Raw genomic sequence first — 15,303 nt, 5'->3', positions numbered from 1 at the left:
CCCTTCGTTCATCCGCAGCGGCAGCGGATCGCCGCCGCGCCCGGCGATCAGCCGGCGATGACGCGCGCCATTTCCAGGCACTTGTTCGAGTAGCCCCACTCGTTGTCGTACCAGGACACGACCTTCACGAAGGTCTTGTCCAGCGCGATGCCGGCTTCGGCGTCGAACACCGAGGTGCAGCTCTCGCCGCGGAAGTCGGTCGCGACGACCTTGTCTTCCGTGTAGCCCAGCACGCCCTTCATCGCGCCTTCCGACGCGGCCTTCATCGCGGCGCAGATGTCGGCGTAGGAGGCTTCCTTGTCCAGCTCGACGGTCAGGTCGACGACCGACACGTCCGAGGTCGGCACGCGGAAGGCCATGCCCGTCAGCTTGCCCTTGAGCACCGGCAGCACGACGCCGACGGCCTTGGCGGCACCGGTCGACGACGGGATGATGTTCTCGAGGATGCCGCGGCCGCCGCGCCAGTCCTTGTTGGACGGGCCGTCGACGGTCTTCTGGGTCGCGGTGGCGGCGTGCACGGTGGTCATCAGGCCGCGCTTGATGCCGAAGCTGTCGTTCAGCACCTTGGCGACCGGCGCCAGGCAGTTGGTGGTGCACGAGGCGTTCGAGATGATCGCCTGGCCGGCGTAGGTCTCGTGGTTGACGCCGTAGACGAACATCGGGGTGTCGTCCTTCGACGGGGCCGACAGGATGACCTTCTTCGCGCCGGCCTTCAGGTGGGCCTCGGCGGTTTCCTTGGTCAGGAACAGGCCGGTCGACTCGATGACGATGTCGGCGCCGACTTCGTCCCACTTCAGCTCGGCCGGGTTCTTCACCGCGGTCAGGCGGATCGGCTTGCCGTTGACGACCAGGGTGTTGCCCTCGACGGCGACGTCACCCTTGAAGCGGCCGTGCACCGAGTCGTACTTGAGCATGTACGCCAGGTAGTCCGGCTCCAGCAGGTCGTTGATGCCGACGATCTCGATGTCGTTGGCGAAGTTCTGCACCGCAGCGCGGAACACCATGCGGCCGATGCGGCCAAAACCGTTGATACCGATCTTGATGGTCATGGAAGGACTCCTGGGTAAGAAAAACCGGAACTAGCCTGGAAAATTCGGGCAAATCGATCGAGTGTCAGCCCGAAAGCGTCACTTGCCGAGGACTTTCCGCACGGTGGCCACGACGTTGTCCGTCGTGAAGCCGAAGTGCTGGAACAGCACGCCGGCCGGGGCCGACTCGCCGTAGGTGTCGATGCCGATCACCGCCGCGCAGCCGTACTTCCACCAGAAGTCGGTCACGCCGGCCTCGACCGCGATGCGCGGCACGCCCGCGGGCAGCACCTCGGACTTGTACTTGACGCTCTGGCGATCGAAGACGGTGGTCGAGGGCATCGAGACCACGCGCACCGCGATGCCGTCCTTGGCCAGCTCGGCCTGGGCGGCCACCGCCAGCTGCACTTCCGAGCCGGTGGCGACGATGACGGCGGCCGGGGCCTTGTCGTCCTTCTTCTTGAAGCCGATGTCCGACGGGTGGGACAGCACGTAGGCGCCCTTGGTGATCTCGTCGGCGCCGGTCTTGGCGGCGTAGGGCAGGTTCTGGCGGCTCAGCAGCAGCGCGCTGGGGCGGTTGCGGTTGGCCAGCGCCATCGTCCACGCCACCGCGGTCTCGCAGGTGTCGGCCGGGCGCCAGACGTCCAGGCCCGGGATCAGGCGCAGCGAGGCGGCGTGCTCGACCGACTGGTGGGTCGGGCCGTCCTCGCCCAGACCGATCGAGTCGTGGGTGAAGACATGGACCACGCGCTGCTTCATCAGCGCGGCCATGCGGATGGCGTTGCGGCTGTAGTCGCTGAAGGTCAGGAAGGTGCCGCCGTAGGGGATGAAGCCGCCGTGCAGCGCGATGCCGTTCATGATCGCGGCCATGCCGAACTCGCGCACGCCGTAGTTGATGTGGCGGCCACCGACGCCGGCCTCGTTCTTCACGACCGCGCCGGTCTCGTCGAAGCGCAGGTTGGGCGTCGACTTGGTGTTGGTCAGGTTCGAGCCGGTCAGGTCGGCCGAGCCGCCCAGCAGCTCGGGCAGCTTCGCGGTGAAGTGCTCCAGCGCGATCTGGCTGGCCTTGCGGCTGGCGACCGTCTCGGCCTTCTCGTGCGCGGCGGCGACCGCCTCGACCGAGATGTCGGCGAAGTTGTCCGGCAGGTCGCCGGCCATGCGGCGCTCGAACTCGACGGCCAGCGCGGGGAAGTCGCGCACGTACAGCGAGTAGCGGTCTTCCCACTCGGCCTGGGCGGCGGCGCCGGCCTCGCGGCAGTCCCAGGCGGCGGCGACGTCGGCGGGAATGGTGAACGGCTCGGCCGACCAGCCGATGGCCTCGCGGGTCAGCGCGATCTCGGCGGCGCCCAGCGGCTCGCCGTGGGCCTTCGAGGTGTTGGCGCGGTTCGGCGAGCCCTTGCCGATGTGGGTCTTGCAGACGATCAGCGTCGGCTTGTCGGCGCTTTGCTTGGCCTGGGCGATCGCGGCGTCGACCGCGTCGATGTCATGGCCGTCGACCGGGCCGATGACGTTCCAGCCGCAGGCGGCGAAGCGCTGCGGGGTGTTGTCGATGAACCAGGGCGCGACCTGGCCGTCGATCGAGATGCCGTTGTCGTCGTACAGCGCAATCAGCTTGTTCAGCTTCCAGGCGCCGGCCAGCGCGACCGCCTCGTGGCTGATGCCCTCCATCAGGCAGCCGTCGCCCAGGAAGGCGTAGGTGCGGTGGTCGACGATGACGTGACCTTCGCGGTTGAACTCCGACGCCAGCAGCTTCTCGGCCAGCGCCATGCCCACGGCATTGGTGATGCCCTGGCCCAGCGGGCCGGTGGTGGTCTCCACGCCCGGGGTGATGCCGACTTCCGGGTGGCCCGGGGTCTTGCTGTGCATCTGGCGGAAGGCGCGCAGATCGTCCATCGACAGCGCGTAGCCGGTCAGGTGCAGCAGCGCGTAGATCAGCATCGAGCCGTGGCCGTTCGACAGCACGAAGCGGTCGCGGTCCAGCCACATCGGATCGGCCGGGTTGTGCTTGAGGTGACGCTTCCACAGCGCGACCGCGATGTCGGCCATGCCCATCGGGGCGCCGGGGTGGCCGGAGTTGGCCTGCTGCACGGCGTCCATGGCCAGTGCGCGGATGGCGTTGGCCATCGAGGTGGGGAGAGAAACGGTGGTGGCGGCCATGGGCGCGATCTGCTGTGGAGGAGGGATCGAGGGGAGGAATCCGCGATTTTACGGCCCGGCGCGAACGGGCTCCCTGACGTCCGCTTCGCAGGCACGGACATCGCGGGCGTGCATCGTGCCCGGGCGGTGCCGGCGACGTCAACGCGGATTGACCCCGGTCAAGGGCTCGCGGCCCGAGCCTGCGAATCTCGCGGGCATCCCGACGCCAGGAGACACCCGCATGACCACCACCCCCGCCTCGATCCGCATCATCCGTGACGAACACCAGGCGCTGCGCGCGATGCTCGACTCGCTGCGCCTGATGCTGCGCCGCCAGCGCGAGCAGGGCACGGCGCCGCGCTTCGACGTGATCCGCGCGATGCTGTTCTACATCGACGAATTTCCCGAGCGGCTGCACCACCGCAAGGAGAGCGAGCTGCTGTTCCCGCTGATCCGCCAGCACAGCGACACGGCCGCCGACATCCTCGACCGCCTCGACCGCGACCACGGCGCCGGCGAGCGCGCCATCCGCGATCTCGAGCGCGCGCTGCTGGCCTGGGAAATGATCGGCGAGAGCCGCCGCATCGACTTCGAGACCGCGCTCGACCGCTATCTCGACTTCTACGCCGCGCACATGCGCCTGGAGGAAGAGATGGTGCTGCCGCTGGCCCAGCAGGTGCTCGGCGAGGCCGACTGGCGCACGCTCGACGCCGCCTTCGCCGAGAACCGCGACCCGCTGACCGGCCACCCGCCATCGCACGAATACGAGCAGCTCTTCAGCCGCATCGTACGCACCGCGCCGGCGCCGATCGGGTTGGGGGAGGCGTGAGGGCGCGAACGGGGTCTACGGGAGACCGTCCCTAGGCGCGAAACAGCTTGTTGTACTCGAAGGGCCGGACCACCTTTGCAGTGATCTTGCACGACATCGGGTGCAAGGGATTGATGAGCGCAGCGGGCTCCTCGGGAACGATGACCGACGGCACCAGCAGGATGGGCGTTCGCAGCGAGGTCAACCAGTCTGCCCCGAACTGGACGCTGGCCCGGCCCGCCGGAATGGCCGACCAGGCAGGAGGCAGCGCTGCCGGCTTGACCTCCTCACGCAGCGCCCAGACCTCGTCGGGCACGTCGATCTCGACCAGAAAGCGATTCAGCGGCAGGCCGGCATCATCGATGTGTGCGGCCGTCTCCAGAACGGCGATCGCAATGGTTGGTGCGCTGTAGACCACGGCCTGTTTCTGTTCGTTCCAGCGCCCGGGCGACACAGCCGCCCCCCCGCCGCTCAGGCTGTCTGCCGGATAGCTGCGCGTCTCGGCCGCGATGCGCCAGAGCTTCACAGATAGGCTCCGCTGCGCATCGCCCCCAGCAGCTGCGCAACGATCTCCACCCCCGTGGGCGTGTCCAGATAATCCGCCGGCTTGCGCCCGCCCAGGGCAGGCTGAGGGCGCTCGATCCACTGGCCCAGCCACTTCACCGTGTCGAAGTTGCTGGCCTCCGCGGCGGTGCTGTCGTGCACGATGTCCTGGGCGATGCGCAGCAGCTTGATCATGCCGATCGCGGCCAGGCCGGCACGGCCGTCCACGACACCGCCAGCCACCGACTTGCGCGCGGCCGTCGCGGGGGGAATGCGCAGCATGGAAAACACCCTCGAGGAGGGCAGCTCCATGCGCTTGGAGAGGTCCGTGATGAAGGCGCCCGCAACGCCCGCCCGCTCCATCTCGACCATCTGCATCGGCGTCGCCTCATGCACCTGCTTGAGGTAGGCATCGATGCCCTGGCTGCGGTTGTAGGCCAGCGCAGCACCGTCGGCCTGACCGAGCGCCGTTGCCGCAATGGTCCGGGTGCCCTTGCTGGTGGTCCGCTTGCCGGTCGCGAGTGCCATGATCGCTGCTCCTGTTGGCCATCAATTGAGAAAAATTCTCATACCAAATGATTGTATGCGCGACCTGAGTTTGACACAAACCGATGCAAGTTCTTGATTCGTATGGGACACGCAGTCGGAATTGCCACCACAGCGGAGGTGGTTGGGCGTCGGTGGTGCAGCAGGTGCGCGGCGAGGCCGACTGGCGCACGCTCGACGCCGCCTTCGCCGAGAACCGCGACCCGCTGACCGGCGGAGCATGTCAAGGTAGTTGCCGCGTGAGTCATACCGCGACTCTGCTTATTTCGGCTGCCGCGGCATCGAGCGCCGCGGCCACGCCTTCCCGCTGGGGATTGAGCGTGACGGCCCCGATCGGCGACCAGTCGCGGGTCTTGCCCGACCAGCGTTTCGGGTTCGCCTGACGGGCTTGGCGGTACAGCGCATCGCGCGCGGCCAGGATCTCCCGGTCCTGCCCCGCATGGCGCTGCGCCGGGCTCACAAAGCGGATGCCGCTGTGGCGGTGATCGTGGTTGTACCAATGCACGAATGCGCTGGCCCACTGCCGCGCCGCCTGCAGATCCTTGAATCCGCCGCTGGCCGGGAACTCCGGGCGGTACTTGGCCGTGCGGAACAGGCTCTCGACAAAGGCGTTGTCGTCGCTCACTCGGGGCCGGGAGTACGACGGGCGGATCTTGAGCCAGTGCAGCATGGCCAGCACGGTGGTCGCCTTGAGCGTGGCGCCGTTGTCGCCGTTGTCGCCGTGGAGCACGGGCCGTTGCTCGGGAGGGCGCCCGTGCAGCCCTTCAGCCAGCGCCGCCCGCTTGAGCAGCGCCACGGCGTGGTCGGCACTGTCGCTGTCATGGACCTCGAAGCCCACGACCCGGCGACTGCCGAACGCCTCGTTGAGAGACTGCCAGTGCGCCTGCAGGAACTGCTCGATCTTGCGATACGACGTCGCCCCGGACGCCACCGCCAGCACGCTGTACAGCAACACGTGCGGCAGGTCGTAGCGCTTGCCCTGCGCTCGGCGCGGATCACTCACCTGCGCCAGGCTTTGTTTCAGCCATGACATCGTCGTCCCGTTCCATCTGCTTCGATCAGCCGCGCAGTTTGCCGCAGGTCAGTGTTAGCAGTGAACGTCCCTGCCCGTTCAGGCACTCAAGCAGTGGCGCACTCGCCGGCCCGATTTGTTCGTCAAGCGAGTTTATTAACGGGCGGGACCCGACAGTTGACCATAAGCGACGGGAGAGACACCTTTGTCGATCTGTTTCTTGGTAATCTCAGCTTGTGCTGACTGAAAATTTTTTGCCAATTCCGCCTGGTTCTTGTCGTGATTTTTATTGTAGTCAGTATTGTGTTCGTAATATTTCATCTCAATATCAGCAAATTTACTCATCAAGCTTGAGTATGCCTTCACAAGCTCGGAATTTGATGGATTTTCTTGAATCATTTTTTCAAGAAAATTGCGAGCGCTATCGTAAAACAAAATATTCATGCTTATTTCCCAAATTCGAACGCTGAAGCCCTGCAGGCATCTAACTCCGCTGGAGCCATAAATTATAAAAGATGGCCAGAAATTTACCAAATTAATTTCTATCGCTTACACGAATGACTCGAGCCTCGACTTTTACGGTATTGACGCTGGTTCGTTGCCTGCTTTTCGCAATTTCGATCGCATCGCTTTGATTTGATGTTTCAATCTTATGAGTGTTGGAATTCAAAATTCGACCATCTTTGTCGTAGGCAGTAGCCGCGATAGTGTAGTAAGGCATTTTTATTCCTTTTGCGTAGTTGAGAAAATTTAAGCTTCTAACGTTGAAATTCAGCGGGCGGCAAAAGCGAAGCTTTTGAAGGTCCGCTGGAATGACGTGTTAGCGCATTGCACATGCACGCCATAGAATTGGTGCGGAGAGGAGGAATCGAACCTCCTACGTTCTCTCTTGGCAAGCAGCACAAATTCATGAACGCTAATCTCTCGTTTGGGTTGGAATTTTCTCTCACCAGAGACTCCGCAGGAACGCAATTCCGCACCAAACACATGCCATTACCGAAGTAAAGAAAGCGATTGAGTTATTCATAAACACCTCCAGACCGATTGCAATAAAGCTAAAGACAGAAGCGAAGACTTCCAACCCAAACGAGACTACGACGTTCACTTCAATGTGTACCTGTACCTCCAAGCCTGTTGTGTCAGCAGTGACCAAGCCAGCGCTAACGTAATTTAGACCGCACGCCCTGCAGGAATAACCGCCACTTGCAGGCCTTCACCTGCGCCCCTGCCGCACACAAGCTGTTGTCGCGCAAGGACTTTTTCAATATCTTACATGCCCCCCCCCCCCCGTAAAAACCGACCCCAAACCCTGCAGCGGGGTTTGCCGTTGACGCCGTCGTTGCAATGGCGACCAGCATATCGACTGCCATATTTACCGTCTACGGGCGACATGCCCCACAGACCGTGACAAATATCACGAACCACGCCCTGCCGGCACGCGGCGAACCACCGCCCGCGCACGCTGAATACACTGCACCCTCGTGAACACCCCCCAACGCCCCACCCTGCCCCCGCGCGCGATCGTGCTCGCCGCGGGCCGCGGCGAGCGCATGCGCCCGCTGACCGACACCACCCCGAAGCCGCTGCTGCCGGTCTTCGGCCGGCCGCTGATCGAGTGGCATCTGCTTGCGCTGGCCGCCGGCGGCGTGCGCGAGGTGGTGATCAACACCGCCTGGCTGGAAGAGCGCTTCCCCGAGGTGCTGGGCGACGGCAGCCGCTTCGGGCTGTCGATCCGCTGGTCGCACGAGGGCCGCGACTTCGGCGGCGCGCTGGAGACGGGCGGCGGCATCGCCACCGTGCAGGACTGGCTCTGCGAGGACGGCCGCGAGGCCTTCTGGGTGGTCTCGGGCGACATCTGGGCGCCGGAGTTCCGCTTCGCGCCGGAGGCGGTGGCGCGCTTCGTCGACAGCGGCCATGACGCGCACCTGTGGGTCGTGCCCAACCCGCCCTATCACCCCGGCGGCGACTTCGACCACGAGGGCGGCCGCGCCACCTACGCCAACCTCGCGCTGATGCGCCCGAGCGTCTGCGCGGGGCTGCCCAAGGGCCGGCGCGCCGCGCTCGGCCGGCTGCTGATCGACGGCGTGGCGGCGGGCCGCATCTCGCTGGAGACCTGGCCGGGACGCTGGGAGAACGTCGGCACGCCGGCGCAGCTCGCCGCGCTTCAGGGCGACAGCGCACCGGCCGCCTGACGCGCCGTCGACGATCGCGCCCGCCGTCGGCACCCTCGCCGCCCACCACCGTCATCCTCGCGAAGGCGAGGACCCACGCCTGCCACCGCGTCGTGCCCATCGTGGGTGCCCGCCTGCGCGGGCATGACGGGGCGGGGGGTGCGTCATGGCGCGACACTAGAATCCGTGATCCTCATCGCGGGCCGAGCGTGCGATTCGCGCGGCCTGCGGCCTCCCGCCCCATTCGTCCGAGCCCGCCCTTGCCATGCTGACCTTCCAGCAAATCATTCTCCGCCTTCAGGAATACTGGGACGCCCAGGGCTGCGCGCTGCTGCAGCCCTACGACATGGAGGTCGGCGCCGGCACCAGCCACACCGCGACCTTCCTGCGCGCCCTCGGCCCCGAGCCGTGGAAGGCCGCCTACGTGCAGCCCAGCCGCCGCCCCAAGGACGGCCGCTACGGCGAGAACCCGAACCGCCTGCAGCACTACTACCAGTACCAGGTGGTCCTGAAGCCGGCGCCGGCCAACATCCTGGAGCTGTACCTGGGCTCGCTGGAGGCGCTGGGCTTCGACCTGAAGAAGAACGACATCCGCTTCGTCGAGGACGACTGGGAGAACCCGACGCTGGGCGCCTGGGGCCTGGGCTGGGAGGTCTGGCTCAACGGCATGGAGGTGACGCAGTTCACCTACTTCCAGCAGGTCGGCGGCATCGACTGCAAGCCCGCCACCGGCGAGATCACCTACGGCCTGGAGCGGCTGGCGATGTACCTGCAGGGCGTGGAGAACGTCTACGACCTGAAGTTCTCCGAAGGCCTGAGCTACGGCGACGTCTACCACCAGAACGAGGTGGAGCAGTCGACCTACAACTTCGAGCACAGCAACGTCGAGTTCCTGCTGACCGCCTTCACCGCGCACGAGGGCAACGCGCAGCACCTGATCGAGAAGCAGCTGGCGCTGCCGGCCTACGAGCAGGTGCTCAAGGCCGCGCACACCTTCAACCTGCTCGACGCCCGGGGCGCGATCAGCGTGACCGAGCGCGCCGCCTACATCGGCCGCATCCGCAACCTGGCGCGCAGCGTGGCCGCCGCCTACCTCGACAGCCGCAAGCGCCTGGGCTTCCCGATGGCCCCGAAGGCCTGGGCCGACGAGGTGATCGCCAAGCTGGACGCCGAAGCCGCCAAGAACGCCGAAAAGGCCGAGAAGGCCGCCAAGAACGACTCGAAGAAGGCTGACTGAACCATGAGCACCCCAAAGAACCTGCTCGTCGAACTCTTCGTCGAGGAACTGCCGCCGAAGGCGCTGAAGAAGCTGGGCGAATCCTTCGCCTCGACGCTGGCCGCCTCGCTGAAGGCCAGCGGCCTGGCCGCGGCGGACGCCGCTGTCACGCCCTTCGCCTCGCCGCGCCGCCTGGCGGTGCATGTCACCGGCGTGGCCGCAAGGGCAGCCGACAAGGCGGTGCAGCAGAAGCTGATGCCGGTCGCCGTGGCGCTGACCGCCGACGGCCAGCCCACGCCGGCGCTGCTGAAGAAGCTGGCCTCGGTCGGCGCCGACGCCTCGGTCGTGCCGAGCCTGAAGCGCCAGCCCGACGGCAAGGCCGAAGCGCTGTTCCTGGACTCGGTCGTCGCCGGCGCCTCGCTGCAGGAAGGCCTGCAGAAGGCCCTGGACGAGGCCCTGGCCAGGCTGCCGATCCCGAAGGTCATGAGCTACCAGCTCGCCGACGGCTGGACCTCGGTGAACTTCGTGCGCCCGGCGCACGGGCTGGTCGCGCTGCACGGCGCCGACGTGGTGCCGGTGGCCACCCTCGGCCTCGTGGCCGGCCGCACCACCACCGGCCACCGCTTCGAGGCCGCCAACCCGACGGTCACGCTGCGTGACGCCGACAGCTACGCCGACCAGCTCGTCGGCGAAGGCGCGGTGATTCCCGGCTTCGACGCCCGCCGCGCCGAGATCGTGCGCCAGCTCGCCGCCGCCGCCGCTCGGCAAGGCCTCAAGCCCATCGACGACGAGGCGCTGCTCGACGAGGTCTGCGCGCTGGTCGAGCGCCCGAACGTGCTCACCTGCCAGTTCGAGCCGGAGTTCCTGGAAGTGCCGCAGGAATGCCTCATCCTGACGATGAAGGCCAACCAGAAGTACTTCCCGCTGCTGGACGCCCAGGGCAAGCTGACCAACAAGTTCCTGATCGTCTCGAACATCCGCCCGGAAGACCCGAGCGCGGTGATCGGCGGCAACGAGCGCGTGGTGCGCCCGCGCCTGGCCGACGCCAAGTTCTTCTTCGACCAGGACCGCAAGAAGACGCTGGAGTCGCGCGTGGCCGGTCTGGCCAAGGTGGTCTACCACGGCAGGCTCGGCACGCAGGGCGAGCGCACCGAGCGCGTGCGCGCGCTGACCCACCTGATCGTGCGCCAGCTCGGCGAGCACCAGGCCGCCTCGGTGCAGTCGCATGACGAGCTGCAGATGCTGGCGCACAAGGCCGACCAGGCCGCGCTGCTGGCCAAGACCGACCTGCTGACCGACATGGTCGGCGAGTTCCCCGAGCTGCAGGGCATCATGGGCGGCTACTACGCCCGCTTCGAGGGCCTGCGCGACGGCGTGGCCATCGCGATCGAAGACCACTACAAGCCGCGCTTCGCCGGCGATGCCCTGCCGCGCAACCACACCGGCACGGTCGTCGCGCTGGCCGACAAGCTGGAGACGCTGGTGGGCCTGTTCGGCATCGGCCAGCTGCCCACCGGCGACAAGGATCCGTTCGCGCTGCGCCGCCATGCGCTGGGCGTGATCCGCATCCTGGTCGAGAAGAACCTGCCGCTGGACCTGCCCGAGCTGCTGCGCTCGGCCGCGCCGGTCTTCGGCGGCCTGATCGAGGATCCGACCCCGAAGCTGCTGCCCTTCTTCGCCGACCGCCTGGCCGTCTCCCTGCGCGAGCAGGGCTACAGCGCGCAGGAAGTCGACGCGGTGCTGGCGCTCGCGCCCACCCGCCTGGGCGAGGTGCCGCGCCGTCTGGCGGCGGTGCGCGCCTTCGCCGGCCTGCCCGAGGCCGCCTCGCTGGCCGCGGCCAACAAGCGCATCGGCAACATCCTGAAGAAGGCCGAGGGCGAGGTGGAGGCGAAGGTGAACACCGCGCTGCTGCAGGAAGCCGCCGAGCAGGCGCTGTTCGAGGCCCTGGGCACGGTGCAGCCCGAGGCCGACCGCCTTTTCGAGCAGGGCGACCATGCCGGCAGCCTGAAGGCGCTGGCCGCACTGAAGACGCCGGTCGACGCCTTCTTCGACGACGTGATGGTCAACGCCGAGGACGCCCAGCTGCGCGCCAACCGCCTGGGCCTGCTCAAGACGCTGCATGAGGCGATGAACCGCGTCGCCGACCTGTCGCGCCTGGCGGCCTGACCGCGCACGCCGGGAGCACAGACCATGGGCGAGCGCAGCAACCCGATCAAGCTGGTCGTTCTCGACCGCGACGGCACCATCAACGAGGACCGCGACGACTATGTCAAGTCGGCCGACGAGTGGGTGCCGCTGCCGGGTGCGCTCGCCGCGATCGCCCGGCTCTACCAGGCCGGCTGGCATGTGGTGGTCGCCACCAACCAGTCGGGCCTGGGCCGCGGCCTGTTCGACGCGTACACGCTCAACGAGATGCACGCGAAGATGAACGCGCTGCTGACGCCGCTGGGCGGGCGGGTCGATGCGGTCTTCTTCTGCCCGCACGCGCCCGAGGACGACTGCCGCTGCCGCAAGCCGCGCCCGGGCCTGTTCGAGGACATCGGCCTGCGCTTCGGCATCGACATGACGGGCGTGCCGGCGGTCGGCGACACGCTGCGCGACCTGCAGGCGGCCAGCACGGTCGGCTGCACGCCGCATCTGGTGCGCACCGGCAAGGCCGCCTCGCTCGACGAGGCCGGCGTGCAGGCGATGCGCGAGAAGGTGCCGGGCCTGACGGTGCATGCCGATCTGGCCGCCTTCGTCGACGCGCTGCTGGCCGCCGAGGGCCGCCGCGCGGCCGACGGTCGCCGCGCCTGACCGGCACACCCGCATCCGCCCCTTCGTTCACGACCCCGCACCCGCTCTGCGCCCCGCATGCTCGCCTATCCGCGCTCCGTCCTGTATTTCCTGTGGCTTCTGATCACGATCATCCCGTGGAGCCTGTTTGTCGTCGTCATCTCGCCGTTCATGCGCAGCACGCCGCTGTACTGGATCTGCGCGGGCTGGCTGAAGACCGCGATCCACGGCGCGAAATGGATCTGCGGCGTGAAGTGGCGCATCCAGGGCCTGGAGAACGTGCCCACCGCCGCCGACGGCAGCGCCGCGGTCATCCTGGCGCCGAAGCACCAGTCGACCTGGGAGACCTTCGCCTTCCCGTCGGTCATGCCGCATCCGCTGGCCTATGTGTTCAAGCGCGAGCTGCTGATGATTCCCTTCTTCGGCTGGGCGATCGGCCGGCTCGACATGGTGCACATCGACCGCGGCCGCCGCTCCGAGGCCTGGCGCAAGGTGGCCGAGCAGGGCACGCGCATCATGCAGCAGGGCAACTGGATCATCATGTTCCCCGAGGGCACCCGCACTGAGCGCGGCAGCCAGGGCGAATACAAGACCGGCGCGTCGCGGCTGGCGATCGCCGCGGGTGTGCCGATCGTGCCGATCGCGGTGACCTCGGCACGCTGCTGGCCGCGCAAGAGCTTCCTGCTGCGCCCGGGCACGATCGACATCTCCATCGGCCGGCCGATCGCGCCGCAGGGCCGTCGGCCCGACGAGCTGATGAAGGAAGTCGAGGCCTGGATCGAGTCCGAGATGCGCCGCCTCGATCCCGAGGCCTACCCGCCCGCCGCATGAGCGCGCCGGCCGCCGCGCCCGACACCGCGGCACTGGCCGGCTGCGAGGCGCTGCTGCGCCCCGAGGGCATGCACCGCGAGATCGAGCTCGGCGGCCTCCGCCTGGGCTACCGGCTGCGCCGTGCCAGCCGGCGCACCATCGGCTTCGTCGTCGGTCCGGCCGGGCTGACGGTCAGCGTGCCGCGCTGGGTCGGGCAGGCGCAGATCGATGCTGCGCTGCGGCACAAGAGCGCCTGGATCCTGCGCCAGCTCGCCGCGCAGGGCCGGCGCCACCAGGCGCACCAGGACGCACGCGTCGACTGGCGCGACGGCACCGAGCTGCCGTGGCTGGGCGCGCCGCTGCGCATCCGGCTGGCGCCGCAGCTCTCGCGCACGCTGCTGCAGGCCGCACGCCCGCTGACCCAGGAACCCGCTACGCTGCTGCTGGCGCTGCCGGCCGACACCGCGCCCGAGGCGCTGCGCGCCGCGGTGCAGCGCTGGCTGCAGCGCCAGGCACGCGCGCTGTTCGAGGCCCGCATCGCGCTGCACGCCGGCGCGATGGGCGTGCAGATCCGGCAGCTGCGCCTGAGTTCGGCGCGCACCCGCTGGGGCAGCGCCAGCAGCGATGGCTCGATCCGCCTGAACTGGCGCCTGATCCACTTTCCCGTCGAGACGATCGACTATGTCGTCGTGCACGAGCTGGCCCACCTGCGCGAGATGAACCACGGCCCGGCCTTCTGGGCCATCGTGCAGGCGGCGATGCCCGACTACGAGCAGCGCCGGCGCCAGCTCAAGGATGGGGTGGTGCCGGTGTTCGATTGAGGGAGCCGCGCCCGGCGGGGCTCAATGGCCCGGCACGACATGGACACCGATGCGATCCGCCAGATCGAGCACCGCATCGCAGGCCTCGCCATCGTCGAGCAGACTGCGCGATCCGCCCCCCGGGCGCAGCGCTTCCGCGGGAATGCGGTCGCCGAACAGGACGACCGCGCGCGCGGTGTCGTCCTGCCTCGAGATCCAGCACAGGCCCTGGGCCTGCGGGCATTGCCGGTGGATCGCCTGCGCCCACTGGCGCGTGGCCGGGTATCGATCCTTCTCGGTATCGATGAGCTGCCTGCGCGTCACGCCCAGCTTGCGCAGCGGCACGCTCGCCAGATCGACCAGCGCCAGCGGCTGGGCGATCTGGAGCACGGAGTGCATCTGCCCGCCCAGCCGGGCCTTGTCGAAGGTCTTGAAGCCGGCGGTGTGCGGCACGTCGTGGAACACCGTCTCCATCAGGGCGCACGCCATCGTCGTGCCGCCGTACAGCGTGGGAATCGGCTGTCCGTGCTCGTCCTGGATCGGGCTGAAGCGGGCATTGCCGCTCACGCCCGGATTGAACTGATCCGCCCGATACCGATGCAGATGCACCCGATGGAGCACCACGCCCTGGGCGAGCGTCATGAGCGTCACCTGCAGCCGGTGCGGCGGCAGGGGCACCTCGTCGTCCGGCCGCCGGGCACCGCGCTCCGGCTCAGCCATGGGCGATCTCTCGGACCTCGTCCCTGGCCGCCTCGATCACCTGCTCCGGCGCGCAGGCCAGCAGATCCTGAGGGCGCCGGCCGCCCAGGAAGCTGTTGTCGGAAAGGAACCAGTAGGCCATGCCCCAGCCGTCCTTGCGTCCTGCGAAGACCTCGATGATGCGGGCCAGCGCCTTCATCGGTCGGAAACCGGTGTCGCGGTCCAGCCCGTAGCCGGGAAAGTAGTCGACCCCGCCGTGATGGATGGCGAAGATCTGTCCCTGCTTCTTCCACTTGTTGGGCTGCGCGCTGGCGTTGCGGGTGCTCAGCCCGGCCAGCTGCGCCAGATCGGCCGCCGTCAGCCAGTCGCCGCTGTCGAGCACGGCCTTGCGCGCGCGCACCAGCATCGCCGCTTCCTTGAGCAGACGGGCCGGCGGCGGCGTCCGGGGCACCAGGACCTCAGCCAGCCTCTCCAGCGACGCCGGGTCCTGACGGTCCTGCAGCACCTCGTACATGGAGGACGCCACATTGGCGAAGTTCTCCGCCAGGGTCTGGAAGACATGGGGCGCGATGCGGTCGAACGTGAGCACGAGCGCGCGCTCGGCATGCGACTGCCCCAGACGCGCCTGCATTTCCGTCGGGGTACCTCCCCAGGTCGAGACGTCCGGATGGCCTGCAACGATGCCCATGGCTGCACTCCTTTTCAGGGTTATCGAAGTTATCCGAAAATATCATGATCTCTATAACCCTGAAGGCCTGT

The 15,303-nt window shown here is 67.6% G+C and carries 14 protein-coding genes and 2 pseudogenes; 7 read left to right on the top strand and 9 right to left on the bottom strand.

The features are described 5' to 3' along the window. Nucleotides 1-47 precede the first annotated feature (47 nt). Together gap and tkt are read right to left on the bottom strand one after the other, a co-directional pair. Nucleotides 48-1,049 (bottom strand): type I glyceraldehyde-3-phosphate dehydrogenase, encoded by a 1,002-nt coding sequence (gene gap, locus NFT33_RS06395; RefSeq protein ID WP_037476934.1) that lies wholly within the window; start codon nt 1,047-1,049, stop codon nt 48-50. A 78-nt stretch (nt 1,050-1,127) separates the two neighbouring features. Continuing rightward, entirely contained in the window at nt 1,128-3,185 is a 2,058-nt protein-coding gene (gene tkt, locus NFT33_RS06390; protein WP_251673982.1) for a transketolase, read from the bottom strand. Between the two features lie 220 nt (nt 3,186-3,405). Here tkt and NFT33_RS06385 point away from each other — a divergent pair, with 220 nt between their 5' ends. Then, nucleotides 3,406-3,993, top strand: coding sequence for a hemerythrin domain-containing protein (locus tag NFT33_RS06385; RefSeq protein ID WP_251673980.1), 588 nt, complete (start codon nt 3,406-3,408; stop codon nt 3,991-3,993). A gap of 31 nt (nt 3,994-4,024) precedes the next feature. Here NFT33_RS06385 and NFT33_RS06380 read toward each other — a convergent pair whose 3' ends face one another. The 5 genes and pseudogenes from NFT33_RS06380 to NFT33_RS06360 all read right to left on the bottom strand — a co-directional run bounded on the left by NFT33_RS06380 (nt 4,025) and on the right by NFT33_RS06360 (nt 6,517). Further along, the gene (locus tag NFT33_RS06380) at nt 4,025-4,498 is read right to left on the bottom strand and encodes an RES family NAD+ phosphorylase (protein WP_149504731.1); all 474 of its coding nucleotides are present in this window, start codon (nt 4,496-4,498) and stop codon (nt 4,025-4,027) included. Beyond that, nucleotides 4,495-5,043 carry an antitoxin Xre/MbcA/ParS toxin-binding domain-containing protein gene (locus NFT33_RS06375; RefSeq protein ID WP_251673978.1) on the bottom strand — a complete coding sequence of 183 codons (549 nt, stop codon included), beginning with the start codon at nt 5,041-5,043 and terminating at the stop codon, nt 4,495-4,497. Before NFT33_RS06375 ends, NFT33_RS06380 begins: the two co-directional genes overlap by 4 nt. A gap of 262 nt (nt 5,044-5,305) precedes the next feature. Next, nucleotides 5,306-5,911, bottom strand: a pseudogene (locus NFT33_RS06370) (transposase); the annotation flags it as partial. Between the two features lie 12 nt (nt 5,912-5,923). Continuing rightward, nucleotides 5,924-6,094, bottom strand: a pseudogene (locus tag NFT33_RS06365) (transposase family protein); the annotation flags it as partial. Between the two features lie 135 nt (nt 6,095-6,229). Then, a complete protein-coding gene (locus tag NFT33_RS06360) occupies nt 6,230-6,517 on the bottom strand; it encodes a hypothetical protein (RefSeq protein WP_251673976.1) in 288 nt (95 codons plus the stop codon). A gap of 1,037 nt (nt 6,518-7,554) precedes the next feature. Between NFT33_RS06360 and NFT33_RS06355 the strand changes: the two genes are divergently transcribed. The 6 genes from NFT33_RS06355 (at nt 7,555) to NFT33_RS06330 (ending at nt 13,866) form a co-directional block, all read left to right on the top strand. After that, entirely contained in the window at nt 7,555-8,265 is a 711-nt protein-coding gene (locus NFT33_RS06355) for a nucleotidyltransferase family protein (protein ID WP_259373204.1), read from the top strand. A 244-nt stretch (nt 8,266-8,509) separates the two neighbouring features. After that, entirely contained in the window at nt 8,510-9,481 is a 972-nt protein-coding gene (glyQ, locus tag NFT33_RS06350) for a glycine--tRNA ligase subunit alpha (RefSeq protein ID WP_149504736.1), read from the top strand. A gap of 3 nt (nt 9,482-9,484) precedes the next feature. Then, nucleotides 9,485-11,626 (top strand): glycine--tRNA ligase subunit beta, encoded by a 2,142-nt coding sequence (glyS, locus tag NFT33_RS06345; protein WP_251673974.1) that lies wholly within the window; start codon nt 9,485-9,487, stop codon nt 11,624-11,626. Between the two features lie 24 nt (nt 11,627-11,650). Then, nucleotides 11,651-12,256, top strand: a complete 606-nt coding sequence (gene gmhB, locus NFT33_RS06340; RefSeq protein ID WP_251673972.1) for a D-glycero-beta-D-manno-heptose 1,7-bisphosphate 7-phosphatase — start codon at nt 11,651-11,653, stop codon at nt 12,254-12,256. A gap of 57 nt (nt 12,257-12,313) precedes the next feature. Then, nucleotides 12,314-13,066 (top strand): lysophospholipid acyltransferase family protein, encoded by a 753-nt coding sequence (locus NFT33_RS06335; RefSeq protein ID WP_251673970.1) that lies wholly within the window; start codon nt 12,314-12,316, stop codon nt 13,064-13,066. Continuing rightward, nucleotides 13,063-13,866, top strand: coding sequence for a M48 family metallopeptidase (locus tag NFT33_RS06330; protein WP_251673968.1), 804 nt, complete (start codon nt 13,063-13,065; stop codon nt 13,864-13,866). The genes NFT33_RS06335 and NFT33_RS06330 overlap by 4 nt, the downstream gene beginning before the upstream one ends. A gap of 21 nt (nt 13,867-13,887) precedes the next feature. On the opposite strand, the gene NFT33_RS06325 is transcribed toward NFT33_RS06330, so the two are convergent. Together NFT33_RS06325 and NFT33_RS06320 are read right to left on the bottom strand one after the other, a co-directional pair. Beyond that, the gene (locus tag NFT33_RS06325; RefSeq protein WP_220784557.1) at nt 13,888-14,565 is read right to left on the bottom strand and encodes an RES family NAD+ phosphorylase; all 678 of its coding nucleotides are present in this window, start codon (nt 14,563-14,565) and stop codon (nt 13,888-13,890) included. Then, nucleotides 14,558-15,232: a hypothetical protein gene (locus tag NFT33_RS06320; protein WP_220784558.1), complete on the bottom strand. Its 675-nt coding sequence runs from the start codon at nt 15,230-15,232 to the stop codon at nt 14,558-14,560. Before NFT33_RS06320 ends, NFT33_RS06325 begins: the two co-directional genes overlap by 8 nt. Nucleotides 15,233-15,303 lie beyond the last annotated feature (71 nt).

The sequence above is a fragment of the Sphaerotilus sp. FB-3 genome (assembly GCF_023706025.1).
GTDB classification, from domain to species: domain Bacteria; phylum Pseudomonadota; class Gammaproteobacteria; order Burkholderiales; family Burkholderiaceae_C; genus Sphaerotilus; species Sphaerotilus sulfidivorans.
This window is presented reverse-complemented; position numbering and strand designations above follow the sequence as displayed.

Coding starts and splice junctions, on each gene's coding strand:
- gap (WP_037476934.1), bottom strand. CDS start 1,049: ATGACCATCAAGATCGGTATCAACGGTTTTGGCCGCATCGGCCGCATG.
- tkt (WP_251673982.1), bottom strand. CDS start 3,185: ATGGCCGCCACCACCGTTTCTCTCCCCACCTCGATGGCCAACGCCATC.
- NFT33_RS06385 (WP_251673980.1), top strand. CDS start 3,406: ATGACCACCACCCCCGCCTCGATCCGCATCATCCGTGACGAACACCAG.
- NFT33_RS06375 (WP_251673978.1), bottom strand. CDS start 5,043: ATGGCACTCGCGACCGGCAAGCGGACCACCAGCAAGGGCACCCGGACC.
- NFT33_RS06360 (WP_251673976.1), bottom strand. CDS start 6,517: ATGAATATTTTGTTTTACGATAGCGCTCGCAATTTTCTTGAAAAAATG.
- glyQ (WP_149504736.1), top strand. CDS start 8,510: ATGCTGACCTTCCAGCAAATCATTCTCCGCCTTCAGGAATACTGGGAC.
- glyS (WP_251673974.1), top strand. CDS start 9,485: ATGAGCACCCCAAAGAACCTGCTCGTCGAACTCTTCGTCGAGGAACTG.
- gmhB (WP_251673972.1), top strand. CDS start 11,651: ATGGGCGAGCGCAGCAACCCGATCAAGCTGGTCGTTCTCGACCGCGAC.
- NFT33_RS06335 (WP_251673970.1), top strand. CDS start 12,314: ATGCTCGCCTATCCGCGCTCCGTCCTGTATTTCCTGTGGCTTCTGATC.
- NFT33_RS06330 (WP_251673968.1), top strand. CDS start 13,063: ATGAGCGCGCCGGCCGCCGCGCCCGACACCGCGGCACTGGCCGGCTGC.
- NFT33_RS06325 (WP_220784557.1), bottom strand. CDS start 14,565: ATGGCTGAGCCGGAGCGCGGTGCCCGGCGGCCGGACGACGAGGTGCCC.
- NFT33_RS06320 (WP_220784558.1), bottom strand. CDS start 15,232: ATGGGCATCGTTGCAGGCCATCCGGACGTCTCGACCTGGGGAGGTACC.